The sequence below is a fragment of the Microbacterium sp. ET2 genome (assembly GCF_030347395.1).
Taxonomy (GTDB): Bacteria; Actinomycetota; Actinomycetes; order Actinomycetales; family Microbacteriaceae; genus Microbacterium; species Microbacterium albipurpureum.
Genome location: NZ_CP128170.1, coordinates 1,185,786 through 1,200,166 on the forward strand (window position 1 = coordinate 1,185,786; position 14,381 = coordinate 1,200,166).

15 protein-coding genes are annotated in these 14,381 nt (G+C 72.2%); 6 read left to right on the top strand and 9 right to left on the bottom strand.

Annotation, left to right across the window (positions count from 1 at the left end):
• Positions 1-211 precede the first annotated feature (211 nt).
• Both QSU92_RS05810 and QSU92_RS05815 read right to left on the bottom strand, forming a co-directional pair.
• The gene (locus tag QSU92_RS05810; RefSeq protein ID WP_289265228.1) at positions 212-526 is read right to left on the bottom strand and encodes a hypothetical protein; all 315 of its coding nucleotides are present in this window, start codon (positions 524-526) and stop codon (positions 212-214) included.
• 3 nt (positions 527-529) lie between these two features.
• Entirely contained in the window at positions 530-1,768 is a 1,239-nt protein-coding gene (locus QSU92_RS05815; RefSeq protein WP_289265229.1) for an amidohydrolase, read from the bottom strand.
• Between the two features lie 239 nt (positions 1,769-2,007).
• Here QSU92_RS05815 and QSU92_RS05820 point away from each other — a divergent pair, with 239 nt between their 5' ends.
• Positions 2,008-2,181 (top strand): hypothetical protein, encoded by a 174-nt coding sequence (locus QSU92_RS05820; protein ID WP_289265230.1) that lies wholly within the window; start codon positions 2,008-2,010, stop codon positions 2,179-2,181.
• 95 nt (positions 2,182-2,276) lie between these two features.
• Here QSU92_RS05820 and QSU92_RS05825 read toward each other — a convergent pair whose 3' ends face one another.
• Positions 2,277-2,966: a class I SAM-dependent methyltransferase gene (locus QSU92_RS05825; RefSeq protein ID WP_289265231.1), complete on the bottom strand. Its 690-nt coding sequence runs from the start codon at positions 2,964-2,966 to the stop codon at positions 2,277-2,279.
• 96 nt (positions 2,967-3,062) lie between these two features.
• Between QSU92_RS05825 and QSU92_RS05830 the strand changes: the two genes are divergently transcribed.
• Positions 3,063-4,544 carry a dihydrolipoyl dehydrogenase family protein gene (locus QSU92_RS05830; protein ID WP_289265232.1) on the top strand — a complete coding sequence of 494 codons (1,482 nt, stop codon included), beginning with the start codon at positions 3,063-3,065 and terminating at the stop codon, positions 4,542-4,544.
• Between the two features lie 10 nt (positions 4,545-4,554).
• Here the strand turns inward: QSU92_RS05830 and QSU92_RS05835 are convergent, their stop codons facing one another.
• Complete coding sequence (locus QSU92_RS05835; protein WP_289265233.1) at positions 4,555-5,184, bottom strand: CDP-alcohol phosphatidyltransferase family protein; 630 nt, start codon at positions 5,182-5,184, stop codon at positions 4,555-4,557.
• A 65-nt stretch (positions 5,185-5,249) separates the two neighbouring features.
• Positions 5,250-6,011: a TVP38/TMEM64 family protein gene (locus tag QSU92_RS05840; RefSeq protein ID WP_289265234.1), complete on the bottom strand. Its 762-nt coding sequence runs from the start codon at positions 6,009-6,011 to the stop codon at positions 5,250-5,252.
• A 24-nt stretch (positions 6,012-6,035) separates the two neighbouring features.
• On the opposite strand from QSU92_RS05840, the gene QSU92_RS05845 reads away from it, so the two are divergent.
• From QSU92_RS05845 to QSU92_RS05860, 4 genes are read left to right on the top strand one after another with little or no spacing between them, the layout of a single operon-like run.
• Positions 6,036-7,274, top strand: a complete 1,239-nt coding sequence (locus tag QSU92_RS05845; protein ID WP_289265235.1) for an ABC transporter substrate-binding protein — start codon at positions 6,036-6,038, stop codon at positions 7,272-7,274.
• Entirely contained in the window at positions 7,271-8,149 is an 879-nt protein-coding gene (locus QSU92_RS05850; RefSeq protein ID WP_289265236.1) for an ABC transporter permease subunit, read from the top strand. Before QSU92_RS05845 ends, QSU92_RS05850 begins: the two co-directional genes overlap by 4 nt.
• Entirely contained in the window at positions 8,146-9,033 is an 888-nt protein-coding gene (locus QSU92_RS05855; RefSeq protein ID WP_289265237.1) for an ABC transporter permease, read from the top strand. Before QSU92_RS05850 ends, QSU92_RS05855 begins: the two co-directional genes overlap by 4 nt.
• On the top strand, positions 9,030-10,181 hold the full coding sequence (locus tag QSU92_RS05860; protein WP_289265238.1) for an ABC transporter ATP-binding protein: 1,152 nt from the start codon (positions 9,030-9,032) through the stop codon (positions 10,179-10,181). Before QSU92_RS05855 ends, QSU92_RS05860 begins: the two co-directional genes overlap by 4 nt.
• A 300-nt stretch (positions 10,182-10,481) precedes the next feature.
• Here the strand turns inward: QSU92_RS05860 and QSU92_RS05865 are convergent, their stop codons facing one another.
• From QSU92_RS05865 to QSU92_RS17565, 4 genes are all read right to left on the bottom strand, one after another.
• Positions 10,482-11,963: a hypothetical protein gene (locus QSU92_RS05865; protein WP_289265239.1), complete on the bottom strand. Its 1,482-nt coding sequence runs from the start codon at positions 11,961-11,963 to the stop codon at positions 10,482-10,484.
• 117 nt (positions 11,964-12,080) lie between these two features.
• Positions 12,081-12,926 (bottom strand): transglutaminase family protein, encoded by an 846-nt coding sequence (locus QSU92_RS05870; protein WP_289265240.1) that lies wholly within the window; start codon positions 12,924-12,926, stop codon positions 12,081-12,083.
• Entirely contained in the window at positions 12,923-13,855 is a 933-nt protein-coding gene (locus QSU92_RS05875) for an alpha-E domain-containing protein (RefSeq protein WP_289265241.1), read from the bottom strand. The genes QSU92_RS05870 and QSU92_RS05875 overlap by 4 nt, the downstream gene beginning before the upstream one ends.
• A complete protein-coding gene (locus tag QSU92_RS17565) occupies positions 13,849-14,358 on the bottom strand; it encodes a circularly permuted type 2 ATP-grasp protein (RefSeq protein ID WP_422880451.1) in 510 nt (169 codons plus the stop codon). The genes QSU92_RS05875 and QSU92_RS17565 overlap by 7 nt, the downstream gene beginning before the upstream one ends.
• Positions 14,359-14,381: the final 23 nt, after the last annotated feature.

Here is a 14,381-nt window from a genome sequence, read left to right on the forward strand (position 1 = left end):
CGTTGCGGCGCCGCAGCGCCGCCTTCCTCGCGCGCCCGTTGCCGTCCGGTTCATCCGTCACACATGTACGCGGATGAGGTGCACGGCCGTACATCTCCGACGAACGAACGGAGTGTGGGGCGGCGGGGGGTCCGGGGGCGGGAGGGGATGCCGCGGGCGCCTGGTCGGTCGCGGCGGAGGGAGTGGCAGGACGGATGCCGCGGCGACGCGCTCAGAGTGAGGTGAATCGGCCCCGGCCGAAGGGGAGCACCGGGGCGCGGTACTCCAGCGTCGGCGGGTCGGTCGGCTGCAGAACCACCTGCGCGTCACCGAACCGCCAGCCCCGCACGAAGAGGTACACGCCGAGCTCGACGGGCTCGTCGGCGGCCACCTGCCAGGTGCCTGCACCCCACTGCACGGGCTGCCCGCGGCCACCGATCACCAGAGTGGGTCGGATGCCCGCCCACAGCGTCAGGGCCGGTCTGCCGAGCGTCAGCTGAATCCGCCGGGTGGCCGGCGGCGAGGCCGGCGAGGACCCCTCATCCACCCGTCAGGCCATCCACGAGCGCCGGGCGAAGCGCTCCCAACGCTCCACGACCCGCGGTGCGGAATCGTCGCCTGCGGGCTCGAGCACAGGCGCACCGCCGATGAAGACCTGCTCGACGGCCGAGTCCACGTCGAGCGGATCGCCCGACCAGACGACGACGTCGCCGTCGAGTCCCTCGGCGAGCGCCCCCACCCGATCATCCAGACGCAGGATCGACGCGGGATTCACGGTGAGCGCCTCGAGCGCGGTCCGGGCGGGGAGACCCTCGCGGACGGCGAGGATCGCCTGCAGCCGGATCTGCTCGATCGGCACGACGGGGTGATCGGTGGTGATCGCGACCCGCACGCCGGCCGCGGCGATGAGCGCGAGGTTGCCGATCGCGCGATCGCGCAGCTCGACCTTCGAGCGCGACGTCAGCATCGGTCCGAAGATCACCGGGATGTCCTTCTCCGCCAGCACGTCGGCGACCTTGTGCCCCTCGGTGCCGTGATTGACGACCAGGCGGTAGCCGAACTCCTCGGAGAGGCGAATCGCGGTGGCGATGTCGTCGTGGCGGTGGCAGTGCTGATCCCACAGGAGGTCGCCGTCGAGCACCGCCGCGAGGGTCTCCTTGCCGAGGTCGCGCTCGAACGGCTCGCCCTTCGTCGCGGCGGCGGCCCGCTTCTCGGCGTACGTGCGCGCCTCGACGAACGCCTGACGCAGCACGGCCGCGACCCCGAGCCGGGTGGAGGGCGTCTGCTTCTTGTCGCCGTAGACCCGCTTGGGGTTCTCGCCGAGGGCGGACTTGACCGACACGTCGTGCGCGAGAACCTGCTCGTCGACCGTTCGCCCGCCCCACGTCTTCATGGCCACCGTGCGTCCGCCGATGGGGTTCCCCGACCCGGGCTTGATGACCGCGGTCGTCACCCCGCCCCGCAGCGCGTCGCGGAACCCGACCTCTTCGATGTCGATGCCGTCGAGCGCCCGGAAGCGCGCGCCGTTGGGGTCGGTCATCTCGTTGGTGTCGTTGCCCGACCACCCCTCGCCGTCCTCGTGCACACCGAGGTGGCCGTGAGCCTCGACGAAACCGGGGAGCACCCACTTCCCCGTCGCATCGATGACTCGGGCACCCTCGGGGATCTCGGTCGAGTGACCTCCGACGGCGGTGATGACGCCGTCGACGATGACGACCGTCCCCCCGTCGATCGGGTCCCCGGCGACGGGGACGACGTAACCACCGGTGATCGCGAGTGCGTCAGACATCCCTCCACCCTAGGCGGGCCGCGCCCCGCCGCCGCCCGCAGCGGCAGGGCGCAGGCGTTCTCGGACGGCACCCGTTACGCGACGTGGGCGGCGGCCGGGTTCCTCGTGATCGGGCTCGCCGCGACGGCGTCGCTCGGGAGCGGCGGGGGGTCGGGCGGGGTCGGCGGGCGGTCACGCACCCACGAGGAGGCCGGCGCAAGCCCTCCGGCCGATCGGGCACTGGGGCCTACCGTGGAGACATGAGCGAGCATCACGACCGTCCGGACGACCACGACGAGGACCACGAGCACGACGAGACCTCCGGCGACGGGCCGGCCGGCGGCGACGAGGAGACCGAGAACCGTCTCGAGGCGGACAACGCCATAGAGGAGGACCAGATCCGCGCCCTCGACCCCGAGGCGCCGACGGGCTGACCCCTCGTCGGATGACGGACGCAGGACGGACCTGGGGTCGGGATCCATACCCGCCTCGCCCTGCGCCACCCGCACCACGGGTCGGGCATCCGTCGTCACGAGCGGACGGTGAGTGCGTCCGGTCCCGGCAACCGGCCGACGGCGGCGACGATGTGACCGCCGCGCACCACGGCCTCCCGCACCGACCCGGGCGCGGCGTCGCGGGCGACGAAACGCCACGGCCGGGCCTGGATGTCGGCACCCCCGAAGGCGCACGCGAGGCGCGCGAGCGGCGAGAGGATCCGCCAGCGTCCGGTGGGCGGCTGCATGTCTACGACCCCGAGCGCCCCGTCGGGACGAACGAGATCCACTGCGCGCGCCCACGCCTCCCCCGCGCTGCCGCGCATGACGCTCAGCGCATAGGTCGACAGCACCCCATCGACACCGCCTGGGCGCCCGGTAGCCGCCTCGACCCGTTCGCGCACGTCCACGATGTCGAGCTCGGCCGCGTCCGCCTCGATGAGGGTGACGTTCGGCCAGCCCTCGCGGCGCACCCGGCCCTGTGCGACGGCGAGCATGTCGGCGCTGCGGTCGACGCCCACGATGTGGCCGGCCTCTCCGACTGCGGCGCGCACGAGCGGGAAGTTCAGCCCCGTACCGCAGCCGAGGTCGAGAACGATGTCACCGGGCCGCAGATCCATCAGCCCGATACCGGCGACTCGACCGGCCCGGTAGACCCACCGCTCCCCCGAGAGCAGGTCGTACCACCGGGCTCCAGCGCTGTAGCGGCGGAAGGGCCTGGTCATCGGCTTCTCCTCGGATCGGGCGGCGCGCGTCGAGCCGGTGTCCTCGATGATGCCACCGGCGGCCCACCCCACGGGTCGCCGCGTAGGCTGACGCCCGTGACCGCCCCCTCGTCCCGTCGCCCCCGCATCCTCTCCGCCGCCGACGCCGCCGGCGACTGGGACCTCGTCGTCATCGGCGCGGGGAGCGCCGGCCTCGTGGCCAGCCGCACGGCGGCGTCGCTGGGCGCACGCACCCTGCTGATCGAAGCCGCGCGGTTCGGGGGAGAGTGCCTGTACACCGGCTGCGTGCCCTCGAAAGCCCTCATCGCGGCCGCGCATGCCGCGCACACCGCCCGCACCGCCTCGCGCCTCGGCGTCGAGGTGACCGGGGTCACCGTCGACTTCCCGCGCGTGATGGCCCACGTTCGCGCGGCGATCGCGCACATCGAGCCCGTGGACTCCCCCGAGGCGCTCGTGGCGAAAGGCGTTTCGGTGGTGACCGGACGCGCACGATTCACCGGCCCGACCCAGCTCGAGGTCGACGGACACCGCCTCCGGTTCCGCGACGCCGTCATCGCCACCGGCAGCCACCCGGCGACCCCGGACGTGCCCGGAGCCGCCGATCTGCCGATCCTCACCAACGAGACCTTCTGGGATCTCCACGATCAGCCCGAGTCCCTGCTCGTGCAGGGCGGCGGACCCATCGGCTGCGAGCTCGCTCAAGCGATGGCGCGCCTGGGCACCCGCGTCACGCTGGTGCATCGCGGCGAGCGGATCCTTCCCCGGGAGGATGCCGCGGCGAGCCGCCTCGTCCATGACGCCCTCATCCGCGACGGCGTCGACGTGCGGGTGAACACGACCGTGGCGGCCCTCACCCCGGCCGGATCCCCCGGTGGCGGCACCGCGCAGCTCTCCGACGGGACGGAGGTCGCCTTCGACCGGATGCTGGCGGCGCTCGGCCGCCGCGCCGCCGTCGACGGCCTGGGTCTCGACGCAGCCGAGGTGCGCCTGACTGCCGACGGCGACGTCGAGGTCGACCGCACGCTTCGCACCTCCAACCCGCGCATCCGCGCGGCAGGCGACGTGACCCCTCTCCCGCGCTTCACCCACACCGCGGGCTTCTTCGGCAGCACGGCGGCGACGAACGCCGTTCTGGGTCTATCGCGCACGGTCGACGTCGCGGCGGTGCCGCGGGTGACCTTCACCGCCCCTGAGGTCGGCGCGATCGGCATCGCACCCGCCGACGCCCGGGCGCAGGGCCTGCGCGTCGTGACCACGGAGCACGACGACGTGGACCGCGCCGTGGCCGACCACGACACCGGCGGACACACCACGCTCGTCCTCGATCGCCGCGGCCGCCTCCGCGGCGCCTCGGTCGTCGGCCCGCGAGCGGGAGAAGTCCTCGGAGAGCTGACCACCGCGGTCGCCGCCGGGGTGAGCGTCCGCGCCCTCGCGAGCACGATCCACGCCTATCCCACGTACGCCGACGCCGCGTGGAACGCCGCGATCGCCGCCGCCCAGGAGGGCCTCGATCGCGGACTCGTGGGCCGCGGCATCCGATTCCTGCGGCGGCGGCACGCTCGCCGGGCAGCGCTGTGACCCGAGGCGGTCAGCGCAGCGACCGGTAGCCCACGACGATCCGCTGCGCCGCGCTCACCCCGACGATCACCGCCCACACCACGGCGATCTCGGCCGCCCAGAACGGCAGGATGAGCCACAGCGCGTGCACCGCGATGGTCTCGGTCGCCTCGGCGAGGCCACCGAGGAACGATAGCGATCGCCCGTCGTCGATCCGACGCCCGGCCCGCTCGGCGATGGACGAGAAGGCCAGGAACGCCGTGCCGTTGATGTAGTAGGCCAGGAGCACGAGGAGGAACGGCCACCACGGCGCCCCGCCGGCGGTGGCCCCGATCGCCACTCCCGCGACGGTCGCGCCGTACACGACGAAGTCGGCGGCGATGTCGAGGAACCCGCCCGCGTGCGTGCCTCCCTCTGCGTCACCCCGGGCCACCGCCCGGCGGCGTGCGAGTGTGCCGTCGAGGCCGTCGACGACACGCGAGACGAGCCAGAGCACCAGCGCCGGGACCCACAGCTGGAACGCCGCGGCCGCCGCGGAGCCCAGGCCCAGCACGAGGCCCGCGACGGTGAGGCGATCGGGCGTGACGCCCGGCCGGTCGAGCAGTGTCGTGAGGGCCTCGAGCGGACGGGCGAGAAGGGGTCGGAGCGCCGCGTCAAGCATGCTCGTCTTCCCCTCCGCTCCGGTCTCCGGCGCCGGTCACCGCTTCTTGTTCGGAGCCGGAGGTTTCATCGGATGCTGCGCCCGCGGCGCGTGCACGCACACGGCGGCGCGTGCACGACGACCCCGGCGGCCGCCCCGATGAGCGAGAGAGCGCCGAGCGCTCCCAGGGCGACCCAGAAGAGCGGCCCTGCCTCGATGCCGAACGCGCCCAGTGCGACGTAGGCCGCGGTGCCGGGGATGATCCCGACCGCGGTCGCCGCGGCGTAGGCGGCATACCTGACACCGGTGAGACCGGAGGCGTAGTTCAGGGCGGTGAAAGGCACGACCGGCACGAGGCGCAGGCCCAGGATCGAGAGGAACCCGCGACGCTCGAACAGGTCGTCGATCGCGGCGGCGCGACGCCCCATCAGCCGTGCGACCGCGTCGCGTCCGAGCAGTCGCGACGTCCAGAACGCCAGCGTCGCCCCGAGGAGCGCCCCGGCGTAGACGGCCACCACTCCGACCCCGAAGCCCCACACCACGCCCGCCCCGATGCTCAGCACGCCCTTCGGCACCGGGGAAAGGGTGAGCAGCCCGTAGATCCCCGCGAACGCCGCGAGGCCGATCCACCCGAGGTCGCCGAAGCGATCGCGCAGGCCGTCGACATCGAGCGGGGGCAGCAAGAGCCCAACCGAAACCGCCGCGGCGACGAAGACACCGAGAGAGATCAGTCGGATGATCGCACCCCGGGAGACGCTGCGGCGGCTTCGCGTGATCATGCGCCTCTCGTCGTCTTCGTACTCGTCGGGGTTTCGGTCGGTGTGGACCCGCTCACGATAGCCGAGCACCGAACACCTGGAAGGATCTCTGCAATGAACCTCGTATCTCGCCGCCGGCGTCTCGCCGTCGCTGCGCTGGCACTTCCCGCGCTCGCCCTCGCCGCCTGCTCCGCCCCATCGGCCGCCGGGGGCGAGGTTCCCGACAGCTGGGATCAGGTGCTCGCCGACGCAGACGGGCAGACCGTGCAGCTGTGGATGTACGGCGGCGACGATCAGGGCAACGCCTACGTCGACGACATCCTCGCTCCCGCGGTCGCAGAGTACGGTGTCACCCTCGAGCGGGTGCCCGTCACCGACACCCGCGATGCGCTCAACCGCGTCTTCACCGAGATCCAGGCCGGACGCGACGACGGGACCGTCGACCTCATCTGGGTCAACGGCGACAATTTCCGCACGGGCAAGGAGGCCGACGCGTGGCTGTGCGGGTGGACCGACCTGCTGCCGAACATGGCGAACACCGATCCGGCCGACCCGCTCCTGCTGTCGGACTTCGGCACCGAGGTCGACGGGTGCGAGGCCCCCTGGCACAAGGCGCAGTTCACCCTGGTCTACAACGCCGACACCGTCGCCGACGTCCCCACGTCGATGGACGAGGTGCTCGAGTGGGCAGAGGCGAACCCCGGACGCTTCACCTACCCCGCGCCACCGGACTTCACCGGTTCGGTGTTCGTGCGCGAGGTGCTCGCCAGTGTGTCGGGCGGCGCCGATGAGGTGCCCACCGCCTTCTCTCAGGAGGCGTTCGACGAGCTGACGCCGGCGCTGTACGACCGACTGGCCGAACTCGCCCCGAGCCTCTGGCGCGGCGGCGACACCTACCCCGCGAACGAGGCCGAGCTCGGCCAGCTCTTCGCCGACGGTCAGGTCGACATGATGATGACCTACGGCCCCGCCACCCTCACCGGACTCGTCGCGGACGGAACCTACCCCGCGGGGACGAAGGTGCTCGAGCTCGCCGACGGCACGGTCGGGAATGCCAGCTTCCTGGGCCTGCCCGCCAACTCCGACGCCGTCGCCGGCGCGATGGTCGTGGCGAACGAGTCGCTGTCGGTGCAGCAACAGGTCGCCAAGGCCGAGCCGGAGGTGTGGGGACAGTTCACCGTCCTCGACATCGCAGGCCTCGAGCCGGGCGACCGCGCCCTGTTCGACACGCTGCCGGCCTCGCCCGTGGTGCCCCCGTACGAGGTGCTCTCGCAGAACGCCCACGCCGAGCTCGCCGCCGAGTGGGTACCCGCCATCGACGAGGGATGGCGCGCGGAGGTTCTCAGCAGGTGACGCTCACCCCGCTGGTCGCCCGTCCCGCGCAGTCCGCCCGGCACCGCCGGGCGGGCGCGCTGATGGTGCTGCCGGCGGTGGCGGCGACCGCGCTCGTCGTCGGCGGCGGCCTGGGTGCGACCGTGCTGCAGAGCGTCGGGCTCCTGCCCATCGTGGGTCGGGCCGAGCTGTCGTTCGCGGCCTACACCCGTGACCCCGAGGCGCTCTGGGCGGCGGTCGGCGTCTCGCTCTGGGTCGCCGGAGCCTCGACGCTCATCGCCGCCGTCGTCGGCATGGCCGCCGCGGTCGTGATCGTCTCGGGTCGCTGGGGCGGACGTGTCGTGGCTGCGCTGGGTGCAGCCACGGTCACCGTCCCCCACCTCATCGGCGCCGCCGCGATCGGGCTGCTGCTCGCCGACGGGGGGATGCTGTCGCGGATGCTGGGGGTGCCCCCCGAAGCCTGGCCGGCGTTCGTGGGCGGACCCCTCTGGGCCGCTGCGATCGCCGAATTCGCGTGGAAGGAGTCCGCCTTCATCGCGCTCGTGGTGACGGGCACCCTCGCGACGCGCATCGCCCGGTTCGACGAAAGTGCGGCCCTCCTCGGCGCAGGGCGGTGGCAGCGTTTCCGCCGCGTCTTCCTCCCGCTCACCGCGCCGACGCTGCTCATCTGCTCGGCCATCAGCTTCGTGTACGCCCTCGCCTCGTACGAGGTCTCGTGGCTCCTCGGCCGCACCTACCCCGAACCGCTTCCGGTCCTCGCGGTCCGCCTGTTCCAAGGCGTCTCGCTGGACTCGCGGCCCGACGCGGCCGCCGTCGCCGTCGTCACCTCGGCGATCGCGCTGACGGTCGTGGCCGGCACGTTCGCGGTCCTCCGGCGAACGGCGGTGTGGCGATGAGCGCGGAGACGGCATCACCCGGATCGACCCTGCTCGTCTCGCACGGCGCCGGTCGTGCGGTGCGTCTTGCCACCGGCATCCTGCTCATCGTGTGGTTCGCCCTGCCCTTCGTGCCGCTCGTGCTCTGGGCCGGAGCCGACCGCTGGTCGTTCCCCTCGCCTCTCCCGACCGCGTGGGGCACGCGGGGTCTCGTCGCGGCGGAGGGGTTTGGCGCCGTGCCCGCCTTCCTCACCTCCACCGCGCTCGCGGTGACGGTCGCGGCGATCGCCACTCCGCTCGGGGCGCTGGCCGCCCGCGCGCTCACCTTCGGCAGCGTGCCGTGGCCGCGTGCCGTCGCCGCCCTGCTTCTGTCGCCGATCGCGCTTCCGCCGTTCGCGGCGGTGCTCGGCGTCAACGTGGTGCTGCTGCGCACCTACGTGCCCCCGGTCGCCGGCACGGTGCTGGTGCTGGTCGTCCTCGCGCTTCCCTACACCGCGTTCGTCATGCGGACCGCCTACGGCGCGTACGACATGTCCTTCGAGGAGAACGCCCGCCTGCTCGGGGCATCGCGGCGCGACGTGCTGCTTCGTGTTCAGGTGCCGCTGCTCGCCCCCGCGCTCGCGCGCGCGGCGTTCCTGGCATTCCTCGTGGCATGGAGCGACTACCTCGTCACCGTCATCGTCGGCGCGGGTGAACTGGTGACGCTGCCTCTCGTCGTCGCGGGCGCGGCGGCCGCCGTCGGCAACGACGCCGCCGTGGCCGTGATGTCGCTCGGGGCGATCATCCCGCCCATCGTCCTGCTGCTGGCGACGGTGTCGCTCGGGCGCCGGCGGCCGGCATCGACCGCACCCGCGCCCGCCACCACCACCACCACCCCGCCCACTGCAGAGAGGATTCCGGCATGACCGCCTCACTCACCCTCGACACCGTCTCCAAGCGCTTCCGCGGCGCACGGACCGCGGCGGTCTCGGGCGTCACGCTCCACGTGGCGGCCGGGTCGTGCACCGCCGTCCTCGGACCGAGCGGGTCGGGCAAGAGCACCCTGCTGCGCCTCGTCGCCGGGCTCGAAGCCCCCGACAGCGGACGCGTCCTCATCGGCGGCCACGACGTGGCGGGCGTGGCCGCCGAGCGCCGCGGCGTGGGGATGGTCTTCCAGAAGTCCCTGCTCTTCCCGCACCTGTCGGTACTCGACAATGTGGCCTTCTCGGCCCGAGTGCGCGGTGAGTCGCGCCGCCGGGCTCGCGCGCGGGCGGCGGAGTTCCTCGAGATGGTGCAGCTGCGCGGCTTCGGAGCCCGGCGGGTGGATGAGCTCTCGGGCGGGCAGGAGCAGCGCGTGGCGATCGCCCGGGCCCTCGCTGCGGAGCCGGCCGTGCTGCTGCTCGATGAGCCCTTCAGTGCACTGGACCCCGCACTCCGCGCCGACATGCACGCACTCCTCGACGAACTGCGGCTGACCGTGGGGCCCACGATCCTTCTCGTCACCCACGACCGCGACGAGGCGTCGCGGGTCGCCGACCGCATCGCCGTCCTCGACGGCGGGGAGCTCCATCACGAGAGCGACGTCGCCGGCGCCTATCGCGCGCCGTCGTCGGTCCGGGTCGCCGAGCTGATGGGGGCGCGCAACCTCGTTCCGGGCGTCATGGCCGACGGGGTGCACACCAGCGACCTCGGTGAGATCCCGATCCCGGATGCCGCGGTGTCCGGCCCCGCCGTGCTCATCGTCCGGCAGGAGGACGTGCAGGTGTGGCGTCCCGCCGAGACGCCCCCGTCGCGGCATCCGCTCGGCACCCTGCCCGATGCGGACCGGAGCGCGGATGACGCCGGCCGGGCCCCGCTCGCAGTGGAGACCGCCCTGTCAGTGCGCGTGACTGCGGTGCGGTGGACCGGAACGGTGGAGTCGGCCCGCGCCTCCGGCGCCCGCACGGACCTCACCGTACGCGTGACCCCGACGGTGCTGCTGCACGCCGAGGTCACGGCGGCCGGCGCCCCTCGGCTCGGCGAACGCGTCGCCCTCTCGATCCCCGCCGGCGCCGCGCACGTCGTCCCCGCCTGACCCGACCCCCTCCTTCCCTTCGAGGGCGCTGCTTCGCCGGTCGCAAAGAGCGCCGCTCCACGCAGATTGCGACAGCCGAGCGCCCTCCCCTTCACCGTGCACAGCCTCACCTGTCGCAAAGTGCGCCGCCTCGCGCAGATTGCGACAGCCGAGCGCCCGCCCCCACCCATCCAGGCTTCACCTGTCACACATTTCGCCGCTCCGCGCCTCTTGCGACAGGCGAGCGATCGACGGACGGCGACGACGGCGCAATGCGGGAGCGGCCTGGGCGCGGAACATCAGGCGCCGGCGCAGCGCGCGTCAGGCGGTCGCGCGGCGGGTGCTGCGCACCGGCGTCAGGCCGGACGGGCGCGAGACGACAGACGGCGTGACCGCGCCGGCGGCACCGGCGCCCATGAGCGGCAGCACGCGGCGCAGCTCGACGTTCTCGAGCGGGTCGAGCACGCTGTGCTGCACGCAGGCCGGCACGAGCCGTCCGTCCTCTGGGTGCGCCATGGCATACATGCAGGCGCCGAGACGCTCCTGCGTCTCCTTCAGCACGGGGTCGTCGGCGACGACACCCTTCTCCATGAGCTCCCAGGCGGGTGCCACCTGCTCGGCGTCCATGAAGTTGTGCACCACGAACGTCTTGAACGACACCTTCCCGCGGCGCGCCGCCCGGAGCATCCGGCGCAGGCCGCCCGCGCGGCGGATCACCCTCCGGGCGAGCCCGATGAGCGGAGGGATGTCACCGGGGTGCGCGAGAGCCGCACGGGCGACCTTGAACGCCAGGACGGCCTTCGGCACGTCGCCGAACACCATCCCGCCATGGTGGGCGAGGAACCGATCGCGCGCGGCGATGTCCTTCGGATCGTCGGGGTCGAGCAGCGGTGCGAACACGCCGCCCACCCGCATCCCCACGGTGGACCGGTTGCAGCGGGGGTCGCCGAACTGCGTGGCCTGCCAGGGCAGCTTCTGCCCCGCGCCCTTCTCGATGCGCTCCCAGACCTTGTCGATCGTGACCTCGCCGAAGTCCTCGCGCCAGCGCCGGTCGTCGCCGATGAAAGCGGCGGGCTGGAACGACATCATGTCGTAGGGCATCTCCAGCACCGCGCGTGTGACCTCCTCGACCTCGTCGACGTTCGACGGGGTGACGGTCATGTTGTGCGCGAGATACCGGTCGACGCCGTGGTCGCGTTTGAGGTCGACGAACATCCGCGCGAACTCCTCGCGGAACGGGTGGAGCTCCGCCTCGCTGCGGGGACGCACCGCGCCGCGGCGGCCGCGCATCAGCGAGTCGAAATGCGCCGCGAACGACACCTTCTCGAACCGGGGCCGGCCCTCGCCGTCGAGGACGACGTCGAGCAGATAGTCGTAGTCGAAGTCGCCGTGGGTCATCGACATGGGCTCACGCCCCTGCGCCCGCATCGCCAGCAGCGCCGCCGCGTGGTCGGTCGCGGGCAGCAGGCTCACCTCGCCGCCGATCAGCTGCGCGTGGGCGCGCGGGCCACGGATGCCGCGGAGGTACCGCATCTGCTCATCGACGTTGTCGACGGTGTGGGCGCCGTCGATGCGCACCTTGTTCGCATCTGCGGAGTGGTAGCAGGGCGAGCACGTCAGGTTGCACTTCGGGAAGACGCCGTGGGTCCCCTCGCATCCGACGGCGCAGCGACCGAGCAGCTGATTGTCGGTTCGGGCGTGCGGGGGGAGCTCACGCCAGCGCTTCTCCAGCGCCGCTTTGGACTCGGGGTGGATCGGCCGCGTGGTCAGCTCGAATTCGCGCAGACTCTGCCGGAGACTCATTTGTCCACCCTGCCCTGTCGTGGTCGTCGCGCCCAGCGCCACGGCGCGAGAACGCGGAGGCAGATCTCGCCTCTGAGGTGGTTCGTCGCGGTCCGCGGATCGGATCGCGACGCCTGCTCACATCTCGCGGGTGATCGTGACCTTCACGTTCAGCTGGCTCTTGAACGGCCCCGCGTAGACCCCGCGCAGCGGCGGCACGTCGTTGTAGTCGCGGCCGCGGCCGACCAGCACGTGCCGGTCGCCGATCTCGATGTTGTTGGTGGGGTCGAATCCGTGCCAGTCCCCGGCGAACCACTCCACCCAGGCGTGCGACTCGCCGGTGACGGCGACGCCGACCTCGGCGTCGGGCCGGGGGTGAAGGTAGCCCGAGACGTAGCGCGCCGGGATCCCCACCTCGCGGAGGGCACCGAGCGTGATGTGGGTGATGTCCTGACAGACGCCCTTCCGCGACGTCCAGGCATCGCTCGCGGTGGAGTGCACCCCGGTGACACCGTGCATGTACTCCACCGCATCGCCGACGGCGACCGAGATCGCGTGCGCCGCTTCGCCGGGGTGGGTGTGGTCGGCCGCGATGGAGCGGGCGAGCTCCGCCACCTCGGGGTGCGGACGGGTGCGTGCGGTCTGGCCGAGCTGCTCGATGGTCGCCACCGAGGCCGCTGCCTCATCGCCGAGTTCATGCCAGGTGAGGGGCGTGTGGGCGATCGGACGCGACCGCACCTCGACCAGCGAGCGCGCGGTGATCTGCAGTGCCGCGTGCGGTGAGAGCACATCGAACGAGGCCACGCGCGTTCCGAAGTAGTCGACGTAGTGGTTGACGGATGTCGACGGCTCGATCTCCAGCGAGGAGTTGAGGACGAACTGGCTGTCGGTCGATCCCGGCAGCATCCGTGCCTCGTTGTACGACGCGGAGACGTTGCCCTGATAGGAGAAACCGGTCGAGTGCTCGATGCGCAGCCGCTTCACGAGATCTCCCCGATCCAGCTGGGCTCGGCCTGCGTGGGGAAGAACCGCGACTTGATCGCCTCGGATGCCTCGCGCGTCACCTTCTGCACCCGCTGCATGTGATGCGGGAGCTCGTTCAAGATCTCGCTGACCGGCCGGTACTCGAGGTCGTTGCGGATGCGCCCGAGCGCACGGAGCACCGTGTTGGAGTGCCCCACACGGTCGGCACGGGGGTCGATGGCGCTCATGCATTCCTCTGCGAGCTGGATGGAGTAGATGATCGAGCGGGGGAACAGCCTGTCCAGCAGCAGGAACTCGGCGGCGTTGCGCGCGCTCGGCATGCCCCGGTAGGTACGCAGATACGCCTCGTAGGCACCGCACGAGCGCAGGATGGTCGTCCAGGACGGACCGGATGCCTCGGTCAGCGACCTCGTCGCGAGCAGGCGCGCGGTCATGTCGGTGCGCTCGATGCTGCGGCCGAGCGTGAAGAACTGCCAGGCCTCGTCGCGGCTGGTCGAGGAGTCCACGACACCCACCGCGAGCGCCGCGCGCTCGCGCACCCACTGGAAGAATTCGTGCACCTTGTCGCGCTGGAGGCGCCGGGGCATCCGGGCGCTCGTGGTGTTGAGGGTCTCCCACAGTTCGGTGGAGACGATCTCGCGGGCGCGGCGGGCGTTCTCGCGCGCCGCCGAGATCGAGTAGGCGATGCTCGCGGGGTTCATCCGGTCGACGGCCAGGCGCTGCAGGACGTCATCGCGGCCGACCCGGTCTACGCCTTCGAGGGGGAACGAACCCATCACGCTCAGAAGCGAGCGGCACGCCGTGTCCTCGTCGATCCACGGGTCTTCCAGGAGCAGCTGGAGGTGCACGTCGAGGATGCGCGCCGTCCCATCGGACCGCTCGATGTACCGCCCGATCCAGAACAGCGACTCTGCGATGCGGCTCAGCACGCGTCATCCCTTCCCGTGACGATCCCGCGAGGGTGCAACTGCGCGCCGAGAGCATGGGGTGCACCCGCATCCTCGGCGCCCAGATGGATTCTCGGCGTAAGAGCGGGAGACGTGACGCCCGGCCCCGCCTGCTGCTGCTGCTCCTGCTGCTCGGTGCGCGTGCGCGGCCGGTCCTGCGGCGAGTGGGTCACCTCGTCCTGCTCGTCGTAGATGATCGGGATGGCGGCGGTGATCGTCGCCGCCTGATCGGCCACGAGTCCGGCCAGACCCGCCCCCTGCCCGTATTCGACGTGGGACGGCGCGGAACCACCGACGATCCAGGTGTCCTTCGATCCGCCGCCCTGACTGGAGTTGACCACGAGCTGCCCTTCGGGAAGCGCGACACGGGTCAGCCCGCCGGGGAGCACCCAGACGTCCTCACCGTCGTTGACCGCGAAGGGCCGGAGGTCGGCATGCCGCGGACGCATCCCGTCCTCGACGAGCGTGGGGATGGTGGAGAGCATGACCACCGGCTGCGCGATCCACC

Excerpts from the sequence above, each read along its gene's own strand:
- QSU92_RS05825 (WP_289265231.1), bottom strand. The coding sequence starts at position 2,966 with ATGACCAGGCCCTTCCGCCGCTACAGCGCTGGAGCCCGGTGGTACGAC.
- QSU92_RS17565 (WP_422880451.1), bottom strand. The coding sequence starts at position 14,358 with ATGCTCTCCACCATCCCCACGCTCGTCGAGGACGGGATGCGTCCGCGG.
- QSU92_RS05835 (WP_289265233.1), bottom strand. The coding sequence starts at position 5,184 with ATGCTTGACGCGGCGCTCCGACCCCTTCTCGCCCGTCCGCTCGAGGCC.
- QSU92_RS05845 (WP_289265235.1), top strand. The coding sequence starts at position 6,036 with ATGAACCTCGTATCTCGCCGCCGGCGTCTCGCCGTCGCTGCGCTGGCA.
- QSU92_RS05860 (WP_289265238.1), top strand. The coding sequence starts at position 9,030 with ATGACCGCCTCACTCACCCTCGACACCGTCTCCAAGCGCTTCCGCGGC.
- QSU92_RS05815 (WP_289265229.1), bottom strand. The coding sequence starts at position 1,768 with ATGTCTGACGCACTCGCGATCACCGGTGGTTACGTCGTCCCCGTCGCC.
- QSU92_RS05855 (WP_289265237.1), top strand. The coding sequence starts at position 8,146 with ATGAGCGCGGAGACGGCATCACCCGGATCGACCCTGCTCGTCTCGCAC.
- QSU92_RS05820 (WP_289265230.1), top strand. The coding sequence starts at position 2,008 with ATGAGCGAGCATCACGACCGTCCGGACGACCACGACGAGGACCACGAG.
- QSU92_RS05865 (WP_289265239.1), bottom strand. The coding sequence starts at position 11,963 with ATGAGTCTCCGGCAGAGTCTGCGCGAATTCGAGCTGACCACGCGGCCG.